General features: G+C 66.2%; 14 protein-coding genes and 1 pseudogene. 1 reads left to right on the forward strand and 14 read right to left on the reverse strand.

Annotation, left to right across the window (positions count from 1 at the left end; translation table 11 throughout):
• Positions 1-22 precede the first annotated feature (22 nt).
• Positions 23-1,684 (reverse strand): AMP-binding protein, encoded by a 1,662-nt coding sequence (locus M5J20_RS10075; protein WP_437177645.1) that lies wholly within the window; start codon positions 1,682-1,684, stop codon positions 23-25.
• 107 nt (positions 1,685-1,791) lie between these two features.
• On the opposite strand from M5J20_RS10075, the gene M5J20_RS10080 reads away from it, so the two are divergent.
• Positions 1,792-2,646: a GDSL-type esterase/lipase family protein gene (locus M5J20_RS10080; RefSeq protein ID WP_253579207.1), complete on the forward strand. Its 855-nt coding sequence runs from the start codon at positions 1,792-1,794 to the stop codon at positions 2,644-2,646.
• Here M5J20_RS10080 and M5J20_RS10085 read toward each other — a convergent pair.
• The 13 genes and pseudogenes from M5J20_RS10085 to M5J20_RS10145 all read right to left on the reverse strand — a co-directional run bounded on the left by M5J20_RS10085 (position 2,643) and on the right by M5J20_RS10145 (position 15,769).
• Positions 2,643-2,975, reverse strand: a complete 333-nt coding sequence (locus tag M5J20_RS10085) for a DUF2304 domain-containing protein (RefSeq protein ID WP_253579209.1) — start codon at positions 2,973-2,975, stop codon at positions 2,643-2,645. The genes M5J20_RS10080 and M5J20_RS10085 overlap by 4 nt on opposite strands.
• Positions 2,972-3,694, reverse strand: coding sequence for a polyprenyl-phospho-N-acetylgalactosaminyl synthase PpgS (gene ppgS / locus M5J20_RS10090; RefSeq protein ID WP_253579211.1), 723 nt, complete (start codon positions 3,692-3,694; stop codon positions 2,972-2,974). The genes M5J20_RS10085 and ppgS overlap by 4 nt, the downstream gene beginning before the upstream one ends.
• A 21-nt stretch (positions 3,695-3,715) precedes the next feature.
• The gene (locus tag M5J20_RS10095; RefSeq protein WP_253579213.1) at positions 3,716-4,528 is read right to left on the reverse strand and encodes a glycosyltransferase; all 813 of its coding nucleotides are present in this window, start codon (positions 4,526-4,528) and stop codon (positions 3,716-3,718) included.
• A gap of 2 nt (positions 4,529-4,530) precedes the next feature.
• Complete coding sequence (locus tag M5J20_RS10100) at positions 4,531-4,752, reverse strand: hypothetical protein (RefSeq protein ID WP_253579215.1); 222 nt, start codon at positions 4,750-4,752, stop codon at positions 4,531-4,533.
• 13 nt (positions 4,753-4,765) lie between these two features.
• Positions 4,766-5,629: a glucose-1-phosphate thymidylyltransferase RfbA gene (gene rfbA, locus M5J20_RS10105; RefSeq protein WP_253579217.1), complete on the reverse strand. Its 864-nt coding sequence runs from the start codon at positions 5,627-5,629 to the stop codon at positions 4,766-4,768.
• A 3-nt stretch (positions 5,630-5,632) separates the two neighbouring features.
• Positions 5,633-6,079 carry a hypothetical protein gene (locus tag M5J20_RS10110; RefSeq protein ID WP_253579219.1) on the reverse strand — a complete coding sequence of 149 codons (447 nt, stop codon included), beginning with the start codon at positions 6,077-6,079 and terminating at the stop codon, positions 5,633-5,635.
• Positions 6,080-6,131: 52 nt separating this feature from the next.
• Positions 6,132-7,454: a sugar nucleotide-binding protein gene (locus M5J20_RS10115; RefSeq protein ID WP_253579221.1), complete on the reverse strand. Its 1,323-nt coding sequence runs from the start codon at positions 7,452-7,454 to the stop codon at positions 6,132-6,134.
• Between the two features lie 18 nt (positions 7,455-7,472).
• The gene (gene rfbB, locus M5J20_RS10120; protein ID WP_253579223.1) at positions 7,473-8,468 is read right to left on the reverse strand and encodes a dTDP-glucose 4,6-dehydratase; all 996 of its coding nucleotides are present in this window, start codon (positions 8,466-8,468) and stop codon (positions 7,473-7,475) included.
• A 205-nt stretch (positions 8,469-8,673) separates the two neighbouring features.
• Positions 8,674-10,012, reverse strand: a pseudogene (locus tag M5J20_RS10125) (IS3 family transposase).
• 138 nt (positions 10,013-10,150) lie between these two features.
• Positions 10,151-11,392, reverse strand: coding sequence for a hypothetical protein (locus M5J20_RS10130; protein ID WP_253579225.1), 1,242 nt, complete (start codon positions 11,390-11,392; stop codon positions 10,151-10,153).
• A gap of 2 nt (positions 11,393-11,394) precedes the next feature.
• Positions 11,395-12,672 carry a M1 family metallopeptidase gene (locus tag M5J20_RS10135; RefSeq protein ID WP_253579227.1) on the reverse strand — a complete coding sequence of 426 codons (1,278 nt, stop codon included), beginning with the start codon at positions 12,670-12,672 and terminating at the stop codon, positions 11,395-11,397.
• Positions 12,673-12,677: 5 nt separating this feature from the next.
• On the reverse strand, positions 12,678-14,672 hold the full coding sequence (locus M5J20_RS10140; RefSeq protein WP_253579228.1) for a prolyl oligopeptidase family serine peptidase: 1,995 nt from the start codon (positions 14,670-14,672) through the stop codon (positions 12,678-12,680).
• Positions 14,669-15,769, reverse strand: coding sequence for an alpha/beta hydrolase (locus M5J20_RS10145; RefSeq protein WP_253579234.1), 1,101 nt, complete (start codon positions 15,767-15,769; stop codon positions 14,669-14,671). The genes M5J20_RS10140 and M5J20_RS10145 overlap by 4 nt, the downstream gene beginning before the upstream one ends.
• Positions 15,770-16,355: the final 586 nt, after the last annotated feature.

Genomic DNA, 16,355 nt, shown 5'->3' on the forward strand with positions numbered 1-16,355 from the left:
CACGCCGCGCACCCCCGGGAGGCTACTTGTTCAGGCCCGGCAGGAAGCGCGGAACGACCTTGCCCACGGCGTTGCGCGGCAGCTCGTCGATGAAGTGCACGTCGCGGGGGATAGAGTGGTCGGCGAGGCGGGCGCGTACCCAGTCGCGCACCGAATCGGCGCTCAGACCCTCGCCGTGGTCGTCTTCGCGGCGCACAACCCACACGGCGATGCGCTTAAAGGTGGCGTCGTCGTCCACGCCGTGGGCGTAGACGTCGTCGATGCCGGGCATGTCTTCGAGCACCTCGACGACGGACTGCGGGTGCACGTTCTCGCCACCGACGATGATCATGTCGTCGTTGCGCGAGAGCACGTGCAGGAAGCCCAGCTCGTCGAAGAAGCCCAGATCGCCGATTTCCACGAGGCCGTTGATGGTCACCATCGGGGTGTTCGGGTTGGTGTAGCCCTTCAGCGCCGTCTCGTTGTAGAGGAAGATGCGGCCGGTTTCGCCGGTAGGCACTTCGTTGCCGTCTTCGTCGTAAAGCTTGAGCACCGTGCCGGGCGGGACCTTGCCCACGATGGTCGGGTCCGCCTGCATCTGCTCGGGCGAGGCGGCCGCGGCGAGGGCGAGCTCGGTGGAGCCGTAGATGTTGGCCAGGATCGGGCCGAAGCGGTCGGTGGTGCGGCGCAGCAGCGCGGGGCTGACGGCGTTGCCGGCGGTGGCCAGGTAGCGCAGGGAGGAGGTGTCGAACTGGTCGTTGCCCTCGAAATCCAGCATCTGCTTGAAAAAGATCGGGGAGGAGATCAGGCCGTCGCAGCGGTAGTCCTCGATTTGGCGGAAGCAGGCCTCGGCATCGAAGATGCGGCGGGTGATAATCGTCGAGCGCGTCGCCAGCGCCACCTGCAGCGCGGACCAGCCCCACGTGTGGAAGATCGACGCGGAGAGCTGCACGGTGTCGCCGGAGCGCCACGGGATCGCCTCGAGGTAGCCGGCGATGACGAACGGCATGCGCGGCTCGGGGCGCACGATGCCCTTCGGGATGCCGGTGGTGCCCGAGCTCATCAGCACAAGGTTGCCGTGCTTGGGGTACCGGGGCAGGCGCGTATCGACGTTTGTTTGCACGACAATGTCGCCGATTGTGAGCCCGGTTGCGTCGGAGGCGTCGTCGGTATAGGCGCGCACGACGGTGATGCCGTCCATGACGGGGGCGCCGGTGGGGAGGCGGTCGGCGAACTCGTCGTCGATGAAGAGCACGTTAATGTTGTTCTCTTCGAAGATGCCGCGCAGCTGCTCGGGGGAGGAGCCGATGTTGAGCAGGAAAATGTGGCCGCCGGTGTAGCCCTTCGCGCCGAGCGGCAGGATGATGCCGCGGCCGTTGCGGGCCATCACGCCGATGCGCAGCTCGTCGAGGCCGCGGTCGCGCTGCTGGCCGAGCAGCCAGTGGGCGAGCGTCCTCGTCTGGGCGCGGAGTTGGCGGTAGGAGAGGACACCGTCGTCGTCGATGAGCGCGGTGCGGTCGGGGGTCGCGGCCGCGCCCTGCTCGATCTCGCGGGCGGTGGTGAACCAGTAGCGGGCGAGGTTGGGCAGGAGTGCGGCGGCGGCCCGGGGGCCGCCTTCAGTGCTGACGAGGCCGGCGCGGATCACGGCCGGCACGAAACGCGCGAAGGACTTCAGCACGAATACAGGATGTTCTGTAGGGCGCATGGTATTAAAGTAGCGTAAGTGGTTACTGTTACGTAAGTTACTAGTGTGACAAAAGCGTGTGTCGCGCCTGCGAGGACGCTTGCCCTGTCGGGAGGAAAGGTTTTTCCATGAAAAATATCGCGTTCCGCAGCCGTATCGCTACCATCGCCGCCGCTGTCATGGCCACCGTGCTCGCCGTCGCCGGCATCACGCTTGCCGCGGCGCCTGAAGCTGCAGCTCAGCAGCGCAACGCCGTAATCTTCGGCGATTCCGTGATCGCTGACCCGACCGGCCCGCAGTGGCTTGGCGGCAAGCTGGGCTTCGATTCGCGCGGCTCTTCCGACGTCAACGTGTGGTGCCCGACTTCGCCCACCAGCTGGGGCCGCCAGGCAGCGAACCGCCTGGGCCTGCCGGCCTGGGATTACTCCTGCTCCGGCACCGTGAGCATCCAGAAGGGCCCGCAGTTCGCCTCCCAGGTCACCCGCGCCGTGAACGACGGCGGCCTGAACCGCAACACCGCCCGCGTCATCATCTCCACCGGCTTCAACGACACGTACCACAACGACGGCCGCGACCGCGCCGCCTTCCGCCGCGACTGGGTCGCCGCCATGGCGCCGCAGATCAACCGCATCAAGGCCGCCGCTCCGAACGCCCGCATCCAGATCGTCGGCTACCCCAAGATCACCTGGAACGGCAACGTCTGCCTCTTCCACATCGCCCCGAACACCCACGACACCACCCCGTTCGCCGCGGTGGCTGAGTGGGAGGACTCCATCCAGTGGGCGCAGGTTGACCTGGCGCGCGCAACGGGCGTCGAGTTCCTGGATCTGAAGCCCTCGACCTGGAATAACAACATGTGCGCGCCCGACCACATGCGCATGTGGGCCGGCCTCGTCGACTTCTACGGCGGCCCGGGCCACCTGCCGATCCACGTCAACGCGCGCGGCCACCAGCACGTCGCCGGCGTGATCGCCGCTTCCTAGGCGTCCTCCGCCTCGGCGTTCTGCAGCGCCACCGCGCGGGCGAGGCGCGCGTAGCGCAGCTCCTGCTCGCGGAAGCGGGTCCAAGTGGAGATCGTCGTAAAGAAGAACGCGATGATCAGTACGTAGAGCATGAGGTCCGTGCCGCGGTCCACGCCGAGCCAGTTGGCCAGCACGGTCACGTCGTCGGGACGCAAAATCGCCCAGATGGCGGCGACAATGAGCACGACGAAGCCGATCTTCACCCACGCCTTCGCGTTCGCCTTCTTGCGGTTCTGGAAGAAGTACACCGCCAGCGCAATCGTGGCGATGATCAAGACCAGCTGAATCACTTGAGCCTCCTAGCCACAATGCCGTCGGCGAGAATGTTCACGCCGTTAATCAGGGACTGGCCCTTCGACATGGAGTAGTCGGTGTAGAGGATGTCCACCGGCTGCTCGGTGACGCGCCAGCCCTTGTCGTCGATCATGGTGACGATCTCGGAGGCGTGGGACATGCCGTTCATGCGGATGTCCATCTCCTCCGCCACCTTCTTGTTGAATGCGCGCAGGCCGTTGTGCGCGTCCGACAGCCCCAGGCGGCGGGTGCGCGGCGACAGCATGACGACGACCTGCAGCACTACGCGCTTGATCCACGGCACCTGCGAATTGTCCTGGCCGGCGAAGCGCGTGCCCACAATGATGTCGTAGGGCTCTTGGCGCAGGCGCTCAACCATCGCCACCACGTCCTTGACCTGGTGCTGGCCGTCCGCGTCGAAGGTGACGAAGTACTTCGCGCCGGGCTGCTTGCGGGCGTACTCCACACCCGTCTGGATCGCCGCGCCCTGGCCAAGGTTCACCGGGTGGTTCACCAGCTTCGCCCCCGACGCGCGGATCGCCTCCGCCGAGTTGTCGGCGGAGCCGTCGTTGACTGCCACGATGTTGGGGAAGGTCTGCTTGGCGTGGGTGATCACGTCGAAAATCACCTGGCCCTCGTTGTAGCAGGGAATAACGAGCCAGGTGTCACTGAAATCCATCGCCGGCTGAGCCGGCACGTTGCGCGACGCGTCCATCGCGCTAAAGGTTACCCCGCGTCACCCGTCGCGGTGGAACAGGCGCGAGTACACGCGCTTGGTCAGGCCCATCGGCAGCGCGCGATACAGGTTGCGCACCACCAGGTTCACCATCGCGCGCGGGCGCGAGACCAGCCCGTATGCCACCAGGTTGCGCTGCATGGTGCGCTCCGCCTTGCGGGTTTCAGCCGTGGCGCGGCGGCGCAGCTGCGCGTCGTTGACCCGGAAAAAGGTGAGTGGCTCGGGCAGGTTGGCCAGCTCGTGGCCCGCGGCGAGCAGGCGCGCCCACAGGTCGTAATCCTCCATGAACGGCACGTGCTGGTAGCCGCCCGCAGCCTTCACCGCCGCGGTGCGGAACATTACCGACGGATGGTTCAACGGCGAGTTCATCCTCGCGTACGCGGCAGGGTTTTCGGGCAGGGCGCGGATGTTGCCGCCGTCGCCAAGCTCGTGCTCGAACTCCTCGACCGCCGTGCCCAGCGCCGCCACCTCTGGGTGCGCCTCCAAATACGCGAGCTGGCGCTCGAAGCGCTCCGGCCGCGCCGCGTCGTCCGAATCCAGGCGCGCGACGTAGTCCGTCTCGATCGTCTCCAGCCCGGCATTGCACGCGCGGCCCAGGCCGACGTTTTCGGGCAGGGGGAGCGTGCGGGCGGACGACTGCGTGCCGACGAACGCGGAAACCACGTCTTCGACCGCATCCGACACCGGCCCGTCGAAGACAATCACAATCTCATCGGCGGGGCGTGTTTGCACAGCTAGCGACTGCAGGGCGACCGCCAGCTCGGCGGCATCAGTGCCGCGGTAGACGCTCATCAATACGGCGATAGTTGGCATGGCTACGCTACATCCCCTTCTGCAAGGTATTGCGTCAGGGCGAGCCGGATCACCTCGAGGTCGGAGGTTCCGTCCTGTTCAGCGCGCTCACGGATCTTATTTGCCAGATCGGGGGACAGTACCTGAAGAAGCCCCGGTCCCCAGCTCACTTCAGCGTGGTCGAGGCGCTCCTCTGACCACCCGGATTCAAAGTCCTCGGCTATCGCGATCTCTTCAGGTGTCATGTTGCTGTTCAACCTAGTCCCTCGCGGCGTCGAGGAGGTAGCGGCCGTAGCCGGATTTCATCATGGGTTCCGCGAGTTGCTCGAGCGCCGCGGCGTCGATGAAGCCCTCGCGGTAGGCGGCCACCTCGGGCGAGCCGATGACGGTGCCGGTGCGTTTCTGGATCACCTCGACGTACGCGCTGGCCTCACTCATCGAATCAATGGTGCCAGTGTCCAGCCACACGTCGCCGCGGTGGAGGCGGTGCACCTTCAGGCGGCCCTTATTGAGGTACGCCTCGTTGACGGAGGTGATCTCCAGCTCGCCGCGCGCACTCGGGGTGATCTGCTTGGCAATCTCCACGACTTCGTTGTCGTAGAAATACAGCCCCACCACGGCGAAGTTCGACTTCGGCGCGGCCGGCTTCTCCTCGATGGAGAGCGCGGTGCCGTCGGGGGCGAACTCGACCACGCCGTAGCGCTGCGGGTCGGAAACCTCGTAGGCGAAGATCGCGCCGCCGTCCACGCTGCGGGTCTCGCCGAGGATGCGGGTGAGCTCGGTGCCGTCGAAAATGTTGTCGCCGAGCACCAGCGCCACGTCGTCGTCGCCGATGAACTCCTCGCCGATGAGGAATGCCTGCGCCAACCCGTCGGGGGACGGTTGCACGGCGTAGTGCAGCATGATGCCGAACTGGGATCCGTCGCCAAGCAAACGCTCGAACGCGGGCCTGTCCTCGGGCGTGGTGATCACCAGAATCTCGCGAATACCGGCGCTGATCAGCGTGGTCAGCGGGTAGTAGACCATCGGCTTGTCGTAGATAGGCATCAGCTGCTTCGAGATGCCCTTGGTGATCGGGTACAGCCTCGTGCCCGAACCGCCCGCGAGGATGATCCCCTTCATGGGTTAGAACGGCAGCGTGATGCCGAACTTCTGGAGCACCTCCCGGTTCTGCGGGGTGTCCAGATTCATCACCAGGGTGAGGATGCCGGTGATGATGCTCAACACGAACAGGATCACCGAGCTCGTGCGCACGTTGGAGAAATCGCCGGAGGAGAACGCCTGGAGCACCGCGATCTGCTCGTTCGTGCTGGTGGTCGTCGTCGTGGTGGCGGTGGTCGAGGTGGTCGCGCCCGCGGTGACGGTCGGGGTCACGGTCACCGTCTGGGTGACGGTCGCGCGGGAGGACGTCGTGCTTTCCGACGCCTGGGTCGTCGTCGACACTGCAGACATCGACGTCGCGGTCTCGGTGGCGGCGCCCGCGTTGCTCACCACGACGGTGGCGCACATCGTCGCTGCCAGCGCGGTCGCGGCGGCGGTGCGGAGGTTGAACCGGTTGCTGGTGTTCGTCATGGTGGGGCTCCTGAAGAAGTGATATTGCTCCCAATAGTTGTAGCCCATGGCACTACCTGGACGCCAGATATATCGCGAGCGCGGCTCGCCAATTGGTGGGGGTGAAGCCGGCGGCGGTGATCTTGGCCAAGTCCAGCGTGGACTCCGCCGGGCGCGGGGCTTCCGGGCCGGCGATTTCCGCGTACTGCGCGGTGGTCACCGGGTGCACGGACGACGGGTCCGCGCCCACGCCGATGAACACCGCCATGGCGATCTCGTCGCGGCCGGCGGTGTCGCCTGCAGAGGTGATGTTGTACACGCCGTACTCGGCGTGCGTGGCAAGTAAGTGCGCGATGCCCTTGGCCAGGTCCTCTGCCCACGTCGGGCGGCCGCGCTGGTCAGACACCACCTTCGGCTCCACGCCCCGCTCCGCAAGCCCCGCCATCGTGTCCATGAAGTTCTTCCCCTCGCCGAACACCCAGGACGTGCGCACGACGTAGTGCTTGCGCGCGACCTGCGCCGCCGTGTCGCCCGCGGCCTTCGACGCCCCGTAGGCGCTCAACGGGCTCGCCGTCTCCTCCTCGGTGTGGACCTCCACGGAGCCGTCGAAGATGTAGTCGCTGGACACGTGCACCAAGGTCAGGTCGTGCTCGTTGGCCAGTGCCGCGAGACGCGCCGGGGCATCCGCGTTCACCGCCCACGCCGCCGCGCGGTCCTGCTCCGCACCGTTGACGTCGTTGTAGGCGGCGCAGTTCACAACCGCCCAGTACTGCGAGTAGTCCAGCTCCGGAATCGCCGTGATGTCGAATTCCGCGCGGCCGAAAAAGTCCGCCTCGCCGTTTGTCCACACCTTGCGCAGGGCCTTGCCCAGCTGGCCGTCGGCGCCGGTGACCAGGATGCGGCGGGGCGGTACGGGGGAAGCGTCGGCAAGCGAAGGGTGCTCCTGATCCGCCGCCGAAAGCTCCGTGGGCTCGAGCGGCCAGTCGATCTCTCTGTAGGAGCAGAACGCGTAGCTGCCGTGCGGGTTGTAGCGCGCGTTGACCAGGTAAATGTAGCTGGTCGCGTCCTCGAGCGCCTGGAAGCCGTTGGCCACCCCGCGCGGGACGAACACCGCCGTGCCCGGCGTGATCTCGGTGCCGAAGCGCGCGCCAAACGTCTCCGAGCCCTCGCGCATATCCACCCACGCGCCGTACACGCTTCCCGACGCCACCGACACCCACTTATCCCACGGCTCCGCGTGCATCCCGCGCGTCGTGCCGGCCTGCGCGTTGAAACTCACGTTCTGCTGCACGGGGTGAAGGCCCTGACCAGCCCAGTTCTCCTTGAACCAGCCGCGGTTATCCTCGTGGACGGTGAGCTCGTGGATGGTCAGGCCGGCAATCGGAGTCTCGCGCATGGGTGCCAGCGTATCGGCTCACTGCCCGCTGAGGGCATAACGCTTTTCGACGTCAGCCTTCCCCGGCCGCCACCACCACTCATTCGCCCGGTACCACTCGACCGTCTGCTCGAGGCCGGCGCGCAGGTCGGTGTAGCGCGGCTCCCAGCCGAGCTCGCGGCGCAGCTTGGCGGCGTCCATCTGGTAGCGCTGGTCGTGGCCGGGGCGGTCCGCGACGTGCTCGAAGCTGCCGCCCACGATCTCGCACAGCAACTCGATGACCTGCTTATTCGTGGTGCGCTCGGTGTCTGCGCCGATGGCGTAGGTCTCGCCCGGGCGGCCGCGCTCCAGGATGGCCAGCACGGCGGCGTTGTGGTCGTCCACGTGAATCCAGTCGCGGACCTGCTCGCCGGTGCCGTACAGCTTGGCGGGCTCACCGTCGATGAGGTTGGTGATTTGCCGGGGGATGAACTTCTCCACGTGCTGGTAGGGGCCGTAGTTGTTCGAGCAGTTGGAAATCGTCGCCGAGATGCCGAAGGAGCGCACCCACGCCCGCACCAGGTGATCCGACCCCGCCTTCGTCGCCGAGTAGGGCGAGGAGGGGTTGTACGCGGTGTGCTCGTCGAAACGCTCGTCGCCGTAAAGCGGCAGGTCGCCGTACACCTCGTCGGTGGAGATGTGGTGGAAGTGGATCGGGCGGGTCCGGCTGTGGTTGCGGATAGCCTCCAGCAGCGTGTACGTGCCCACCACGTTGGTGTGCACGAACGCGGACGGGTCGCGCAGCGAGTTGTCGTTGTGGGACTCGGCCGCGAAGTGCACCACGGTGTCCGCCTCGCCCACCAGCGCGTCCACCAGGGCCGTGTCGGCGACATCCCCTTCCACGAATTCCGCGTCGACGCTGTCCAGGTTCGCCCGGTTGCCCGCGTAGGTGAGCTTGTCCAGCACCGTCACGCGGTGGTCGGTGCGCTCCAGCGCCATCCTGACGAAATTCGCCCCGATAAACCCGGCACCGCCCGTGACCAGCATGTTTCCCATGTCGGCTACCTTACCGCCCCTGCTGTGCCAGCCGCCCGCGCGCCGCCCGCGCGCCACCCGCACCCTGCAGATGGAGCTCTCAGCGACTGGAGCTCTCAGCGTCAGGCCTGTGACCTGCACGTTTGTGTTGGTCACCTGTCTGCAAATGTGTTGAGAGCTCCAACCGCCGGCTGCACTTGCCCCCAAAAGTTGGACTGGTTTGAGTCTAGGCGCTGTTGAGCTTGATGGCTTGGTTTCGGTACTGCATTGGGGTCAGTCCTTTGAGTCGTTCCTGGATTCGCCCGGTGTTGTACCAGGTGATGTATTCACTGATGGCTTCGGAGAGTTCTTCGACGGTGGTGAAGTCTTCGCCGTAGTACATCTCGGTTTTGAGGTGGCCGAAGAAGTTTTCCATGACGGAGTTGTCGTAACAGTTGCCTTTGCGTGACATGGATTGGATTCCACCGTTGTCGGCGATCAGGCTGCGCCAGGACTGATGCTGGTACTGGATGCCCTGGTCAGTGTGCATCATCCATCCTGGCTCTGGCGCGCATGCATCGATCGCCGCTGCCAGTGAGGCTGCAGTAAACGCAGTTGTTGGTGATGTCGCGACAGTATGCGCGACGATCGAGTGGTCGAACAAGTCCATCACCGGTGAGAGGTATACCTTTCGCCCGGCAACCCGAAACTCGGTGATATCGCTGACGAATACGGTGTTCGGCGCTTCCGGGGTGAAGTTGCGGTCGAGCGTGTTCTCGGCGATGAAGCTGACCTTGCCTACGTACGAGCTATACGGCCGCTTCTGGCGCACCTTGGCCTTCAGACCCATCTCCTTCATGAGCTTGTAGACGAGCTTGTGATTGACTGCCCAGCCTTGATTGCGCAGGTCAAGCAGCACGCGCCGGTAACCGTATCGGTGCTTGTTGCGCTCGAAGCTCTCCCGGATGGCGGTTTTCAGATCGGCGTATTTATCGGGCTCGTTGAGCTGCTTCTGGTGGTAGTAAAACGTTGACCGGGCAATTCCCGCAGCGGCAAGAAGGTACTCCAAGCGGTGGTGCGACTTGAGGATGACGATCACCTGGACCTTCAGGCGCGTCCCTGATTCCTCAAGTCCCGCAATTTTTTTAAGTAGGCGTTTTCGGCCTGCAACCGTTCGATCTCCCGCCGCAGCTTGGCCTCCTCGGCCGATCCTGCCGGCATGGATGTCGATCTTTCCGGCTTGGGTGATGATCTTTCCGGCTTGGGTGTTGATCTTTCCGGCTCGCTGTTGTGCTTTGGCTTCAACGCGTCGTCACCATCTCTGTTCCACTTCGACACCCACCTCCACACCAGCTGGGGAGAGGACAGACCAAACTCGCGCGCGAGGTCCATGCGGGACTCACCTGCGAGATTGCGTTGGACGATCTCCTTTTTGATCTCGAACGAGTACTCCTGCCGTGTGGGTTTCTTCACAAGACATAGCCTGCCATGCAGTTTGTAGCGTTGATATAACGTCCGCGCCGCCGGAGGGGAGACGCCGATGCGATTCGCTGCAGCGAAGTAACCCAACCCCTGCTCAAACAGATCCACCAACTGTTCTCGTTGCTCCTCAGACAACGAACCGCCACTGTCCATATGAAACTCCCCACTAGTCAGGTACCGATCTCTCAGTCCAACTAATGGGGAGCAGTGCAGGCTGCTGGTGGAGCTCTCAGCGAAAATGCTTAGGGCGCAGACCCAGGCGCCGATGCAGGCGCCACCGCCCGCGCGCGCGACAACCCGGCCACGTGCACCAGCGCGCCTGCGAGCGGCCCGATGAACAGCGCCGCCACGACTGATTGCACCACGCCCCACGGCGCGAGGAAGAGCACCGCGAACGCCGCCACGGAGGCCGTGACCCAGCCGGCGAGGTACCAGCCGTGCCGCTCCAGCGCGAGCACGGCCACGCCCGTGATCATCAGCGTGCCCATGAACGCGGAGGCGAAGGTGAGCAACCCCAGCGTCAGCCCGCCGACGAACAGTTCGGGCTTGTACGCCGCGCGCAGGATCCACGGCCCCACGATCCACGCGGCGATGAATCCCACCGCACCCAGCCCGAGCACCGCCGCGACCGGGGCGAGGAGTGCCTGGTAGACGTGCTTCCGCTTTTCGACGAAGCGAACAACCAGCGCCGATTGGAACCGCTGCAGCGGTACCAGGACGGGCGCGCGGGTGAGCATGACGGCGTTGTTGATCGCGCCGACCATGATGCTCACGGCGGTGTCGTTGTCGGGGAAGGCGGCGGAGACGGCCGTCGGAAAGCCTGTGATGAGTGCTGCGGAGGCGCCGGAGGCGACCATGGCGGTGAGGACGCGGGTGAGGAAGGCTGGCCGATCCACGTCGAGGGCGACGCGGATGTTCAGGCGCGCGGAGTGGGAGGCGCCGAGGATGACAAGCCAGCTCACGGCACCGGCGACGGTGATCATGAGGAAGGCGGGCAGGCCCCAGCCGAGTCCCCACGCGGCGAGTGCGAGGACGAGGCGGATGCCGGAGTCGAGCGCGACGAGCCCGGCGTACTGGTCCCACAGGTTCGCGCCGCTCAAGATGCCGGAGAGCACGGCCTGGAAGATGTAGCTGACTAGACCGAACACGAACAAACTGGTGGCCAGGCCGGGCGACATGGGCACCAGCGTGCGCATGACCCAGAAGCCGGCGGCAATCACGGCGATGACTACGAACGCCGCCACCATGGAGGCGAAACGCCACGGGTTCGCGCTGCCCTTCACGCCGGTATCCCGGGCAGAGGCGACGGCTCGGGTGGTTTCGTGGGTGATGCCGTCGATAAGCCCGGTGCTTGCGAAGAACACTCCCCAGAACGCGGTGAAATAGCGGAACTCCGTCTCCACGTCGAGCGCCCAGCTGGCCACCCAGATGAGGATGAAGCCCGCGGCCGCGGAGAACAGCGTTGCGAGGGAGAGGTTGCGCATGCTTAGCCTCCGAGCACCGGCAGCGGGGGCAGCTCGCGGCTGCGCACCCAGGCGTTGAGGGTGTCGTCGATCGCCGCGGTCTGGGCCGGGGCTTGCACCTTGAGCGCGTTGGCGAGGTCGAAGGGCTCGACGACGCCGTGGGCGCAGCGGGCGGTGTAGGTGCGGATGGCTGTGAAGAAGTTGTCGTCGCCAAGCAGTGCGCGCAGGGCGTGCAGGGTGAGGGCGCCGCGCTTGTATACGTCGTCGTCGAACATGTGGCGCGGGCCCGGATCGGCGAGCGTCCACAGGTGCGGGGACAGGCGCGCGTAGTGGGTAGCCACGCTGCGCTCGAGCGGAATGCGGCCGTGGTGGTCCAGCCAGAGCCACTCCGCGTAGCAGGCGAAGCCCTCGTTGAGCCAGATGTCGTTCCACTGCGCGAGGCCCAGCGAGTTGCCGAACCACTGGTGCGCCAGCTCGTGCGCGATGAGGCGCTCGTTTCCGTGCGCGTGGTTCTTGCCGAAGATGGATTGGCCCGCGGCCTCCAGCGGGATCTCGAGCGTCTCCTCGTGCACCACGGCCTCGTACTGCTCAAAGGGGTAGGGGCCGAAGACGGTCTCGAAGTAGTCGAGCATGTCCTGCTGCAGCGCGAAATCGCCCATGGCCACCCCGCGCGGCAGCCAGGTGGCAGTGTTGCGGCCAACCTGGTGGCGCACGAACTCGCCGACGTTCACGCTGGCCAGGTACGTCGGCAGCGGGCGGCGCGTGGTAGTGGCGACGACCTGGTAGCGCTGATCCGGGCGCACCGTGATGGCGTAGGTCGCCTTCTCATCCGGGGTGTCGTCGCAGGGAAACCACGTGGGCGCGCCGTTGGGCTGATTGGCCGTGAGGGCGCCGTTGTTCAGCTCCTCCCAGCCCAGGCCGCCCCAGGTGCTGCGGCGCGGGTGCGGGCTGCCGCCGTAGCGGATTACCAGCTGGAACTCGGTGTCCACCGCAATATCCTCGCTGAACGTGATGCGCAATTTGTGCCCGGACTGGCGGTAGCGCTTCACCGTCACATTGGCGGGGCCCGCCACGTCCACGCGGCGCACGCGCATCGTGTCCACCAAATCCAGCGTCATGTGGTTCAGCTCGCGCCACGGACTCAACGTCAGCGTGGCCGTGCCGTCGAGGCGGTTCGGCCCGACCTTGTAGTCAAGATCCAGCTGGTAGTGGGTGACGTGGAAGCCCAGGTTGAAGTCCACGCCGGTGTAGGTGTCCCGGTGGCCGGGGACCGGCGTGGATCGCAGGCGGTGCGTGCTCATGAGCACTAGCTTCCCGTGAGGTGGCGCTCCAACCAAATGAAGATGAGCGATTCCACGCGCGCCACCTGATCATTATCCGCCGCGCCGGCGTGCCCGCCCGCGGTGTTCTCGAAGTAATCCACCGGCTGACCAGCCCGATCAAGCGTCTGCGCAAAGGTCCGGGCGTGGGCGGGGTGCACGCGGTCATCGCGGGTGGACGTCGTCACCAGCGCCGGCGGGTACGCCACCTCAGCGCGCCCGCGGACATTGTGCAGCGGGCTCCAGCGCGCAATCGCCGCGCGCTCGACCGGATCATCCGGGTCGCCGTACTCCGCCATCCAGGACGCACCCGCGGACAGCGTGTGGTAGCGCAGCATGTCCGTCAGCGGCACCTGGATCACGGCCGCGCCGATCAGCTGCGGGTACTGCACCAGCGCGCCCGAGGTGAGCAGACCGCCGTTGGAACCGCCGCGGATGCCGATCTGCTCCGGCTTCGCGTACCCGCGCGCAATCACGTCCTCGAGCACCGCGCGGTGGTCCTCCCACACCTTGTGGCGGTTCGTCTTCACCACCTGCGAGTGCCACTCCGGCCCGAATTCGCCGCCGCCGCGCAGGTTCGGCTGCACGTAGAAGTAGCCCTTTTCCAGCCACCCGATTCCGCGGGCATTGCTAAACGACGGCAGCAACGAGACCTCGAAGCCCCCGTACCCGCCCACCAGCGTCGGCTGGGCGCCGCGGGAGAAATCGCCGGTGATGAAGTACGGCACCCGCGTGCCGTCCGCCGAGTTGACCCAGTGCTGGCGGGTCTCCAGGGTGGAGGCGTCGAAGAACACCGGGGCGTTTTTAACCGGCAGCACGCTTGTCGCGCTGCCGCTTGTCGTCTCGCCGCCCGGCTCATACCGCAGCAGCGTGGTCGGCGTGGTGAAGCTGGACGCGGCCAGCCACGCCTCATCCCCGTCGAGGGGGCTGGTGGCGACGACGTGGGCGGACGCGGCGTCGGGAAGCGAAAGCTCCTCGCGCTCCCACGTGCCGAGGGCAAAGCGGGTGATGTGGGTGACCACGTCCTGGAGCGTGGTTACGAGTACTGCGGTGCGGGTGAACGCGAGGTGCTCGACGGTGGCGTCGGCGACGAGGACGCGGAAGTCGCGCGCGCCGTCTTGGAACGCTGCGAAGTCGATGACGGCGAGCTGGCCGGCGCCGACGCCCGCGAACGCGGTGCGCGGCTGGATGAAGAGCCACTGGCGGTGCAGGCGCACCTCGCAGTCGGTGGGCACGTCGATTTCCACGCCATCAACCCAGATGCGGGAGTTGTAGAAATCAAGGGCGCGGGAGAACACGGTGCGCTCGAAGCCCGGGGTGGGGTCGTAGCCCACGCCAACGGAGACGTCTTCGTGCTCGCCGCGGAAGACTTCCTCGCGGCGGAAAGTGCCGCCGTCGGCACGCACCCAGCGCTGAACCTGCGCGGGGTAGCCGGAAGCGGTCAACGCGTTCTTTTCGCCGGTATCGGTGGCGACGAGCAGTGTGTCCAGGTCGACCCACACCGCGTCGGTTTTTGCTTCGTCGATAGTGAAGCCGTCCGCGACGAAGCTGCGCGTGGCCAGGTCGAATTCGCGCACGACGGTCGCGTCGGCGCCGCCGCGGGAGAGGTGCACGAGCGCGCGGTCGTTGACGAGGGGGCGCACGGCGGCGCCCTTCCATACCCAGTCTTCGGCCTCGTCGGCGGCGAGCGCGTCGAGATCGATGAGGACCTCCCACGCGGGAGTGTCAGTCAGGTACTCAGCGAGCGTCGTGCGGCGCCAGAGGCCCCGTACGTGGGCGGCGTCGCGCCAGAAGTTGTAGAGGTACTCGCCGCGGCGCGTCACAAAGGGAATCTGGTCGTTCGTGTCCAGCGCCTCGCGCAGCCGGGCGCGCAGTGCGTCATCGGCGTACGCGCCCTCGGTGGCGTCGGACCACTCGCGCGCCCAGGCGAGGGCGTCGGGGTTGTCGATGCCGTCGAGAAGCGCTGCCGCTATCTCCCTCACAGGCCGAACGCGGGGGCCAGGGTGGTGAACCAGCTGCGCTCCAGGTCCTCGCGCCAGTACGGCCAGGAGTGGGTGCCCACGTTGCGGAACTCGTAGTGCGCCGGGATGTTCAGCTTGGTCAGCTTCGCGCGCAGGTCGTGGTTGCACTGGTTGATCGCGGCCTCGATCACGCCGCCCTCAACCTGCAGAGTGGTGGCGGCGAGCTGCGCCTCCAGCGGGCTCGCGCCCAGGCCCATGATGTAGCTGACCTGGTCGTAGTGGCCGGCCAGACCGGTTGCCGACGAAATGTAGAGGCGCGTGCCACGCAGCTTCTCAGCGTTGATCAGGCCGTCGTTCCACACGTTGTACGGGCTGCCCATCGGGCCCCACATGCGCTCCGGGGTCGCCGTCTTGAAGTCGGAGCCGCCGCCGCGGTTCACCGTCAGGCGCGCGAAGTTGTAACCCTGCGGGTTTGCCGTGGACGCGCAGCCGGAGAAGGACGCGGCCGCGTCGTAGAAGCCCGGGTTGTGCTCCGGCAGCACCAGCGCGGAGGTGCCGGACATGGAGAAGCCCACAATCGCGCGGCGGTTATCCGCGTTCAGGGTGCGCTCGATCGGGCCCGGCAGCTCCTTGGTCAGGAACGTCTCCCACTTCTGCGGGCCCTTCAGGTACGGGGTGTTCAGCGACTCATCCAGCCAGTCCGTGTAGTAGCTGAACGCGCCCGCCTGCGGAATGACTACGTTCACGCCCTTGCCGGCGAAGAAGCCGCGCACGTCCGCCATCTTCAGCCAGTCCTGGTTCTGCTCCGCGCCGCCCGCGCCGTTGAGCAGGTAGATGATCGGCGCCTTAGCCACGCGCTGGCCCTGCGCGTTGGTCGCCGGCACGACCGCCACCGGAATGTCGCGGTTCATCGACGGCGAGTACACCAGGTACGACAGCACGTTCTTGTGGTCCACCTGCTGCACCCAGTCCTGCGGCTTGCCGGAGCTGACCACCATCGGCGGGTTCGAGCGCGCGTCCCACGCCTTCACCGTGCCCACCGGCGTCGGCCCCGCCACCGTCGCGGCACTCACCGGGGCCGCGCTTGCCGACGGCGCAACCACACCCCCAAGCGCCATCACAGCCGCCGCCGTAGCGACGACAGCAGTGGTGGTGGACTTGAAGGTTTTGGTGGCTTTGGCGGCGGTGGTGCTGGGGCGGGCGGCTTTGGCGGGGTAGGCGGCTTTGACGGCGGAAGTGACGGCCGAGAACGTGCGCTTCATGCTCATGTGCGGTTATCTTACGGTCACTCTAGGTAACTTGTGCAACAATAGTGCGCAACTGTTGTCAGTTTTTTACGTAAAGGACGCGTCCATGAACCCGATTGAGCAGTTCCAGCTCCAGATCAACGAACTCCTCGGCCGCCTGCTGCACCTCGGCTCCTCTGCGTCCTCGCAGATCGCCTTCAGCTTCGGCCTGTTCTAGGGGGCGCCGGGGGGCGGCGTCACTTGCGCTGGGCGCCGGGTGCCGGCGCTGGGCGCCGGCGCACCCTCCTGGGCGCGTACCCGCATAGGCAGACCCCCATAGTGGGCCCAAAATCATCGGCGGTGTCATGCGGTGTTTGCGCCACGTTTGAATACTTCGTGGAGTATCTCACGTGGGGTTGCGCCGTTGAGGATTTGGCGGGGTGTTTCATTGAGCTCGTTTTGCACCCAGGCCACGTGT

The sequence above is a fragment of the Corynebacterium stercoris genome, from assembly GCF_024160105.1.
In the GTDB taxonomy this organism is placed as follows: domain Bacteria; phylum Actinomycetota; class Actinomycetes; order Mycobacteriales; family Mycobacteriaceae; genus Corynebacterium; species Corynebacterium stercoris.

What these genes read in the sequence shown, in the direction of transcription:
- M5J20_RS10075 (WP_437177645.1), bottom strand. Translation starts at nt 1,684, where the DNA reads ATGCGCCCTACAGAACATCCTGTATTCGTGCTGAAGTCCTTCGCGCGT.
- M5J20_RS10080 (WP_253579207.1), top strand. Translation starts at nt 1,792, where the DNA reads ATGAAAAATATCGCGTTCCGCAGCCGTATCGCTACCATCGCCGCCGCT.
- ppgS (WP_253579211.1), bottom strand. Translation starts at nt 3,694, where the DNA reads ATGGACGCGTCGCGCAACGTGCCGGCTCAGCCGGCGATGGATTTCAGT.
- M5J20_RS10095 (WP_253579213.1), bottom strand. Translation starts at nt 4,528, where the DNA reads ATGCCAACTATCGCCGTATTGATGAGCGTCTACCGCGGCACTGATGCC.
- M5J20_RS10100 (WP_253579215.1), bottom strand. Translation starts at nt 4,752, where the DNA reads ATGACACCTGAAGAGATCGCGATAGCCGAGGACTTTGAATCCGGGTGG.
- rfbA (WP_253579217.1), bottom strand. Translation starts at nt 5,629, where the DNA reads ATGAAGGGGATCATCCTCGCGGGCGGTTCGGGCACGAGGCTGTACCCG.
- M5J20_RS10110 (WP_253579219.1), bottom strand. Translation starts at nt 6,079, where the DNA reads ATGACGAACACCAGCAACCGGTTCAACCTCCGCACCGCCGCCGCGACC.
- M5J20_RS10115 (WP_253579221.1), bottom strand. Translation starts at nt 7,454, where the DNA reads ATGCGCGAGACTCCGATTGCCGGCCTGACCATCCACGAGCTCACCGTC.
- rfbB (WP_253579223.1), bottom strand. Translation starts at nt 8,468, where the DNA reads ATGGGAAACATGCTGGTCACGGGCGGTGCCGGGTTTATCGGGGCGAAT.
- M5J20_RS10130 (WP_253579225.1), bottom strand. Translation starts at nt 11,392, where the DNA reads ATGCGCAACCTCTCCCTCGCAACGCTGTTCTCCGCGGCCGCGGGCTTC.
- M5J20_RS10135 (WP_253579227.1), bottom strand. Translation starts at nt 12,672, where the DNA reads ATGAGCACGCACCGCCTGCGATCCACGCCGGTCCCCGGCCACCGGGAC.
- M5J20_RS10145 (WP_253579234.1), bottom strand. Translation starts at nt 15,769, where the DNA reads ATGGCGCTTGGGGGTGTGGTTGCGCCGTCGGCAAGCGCGGCCCCGGTG.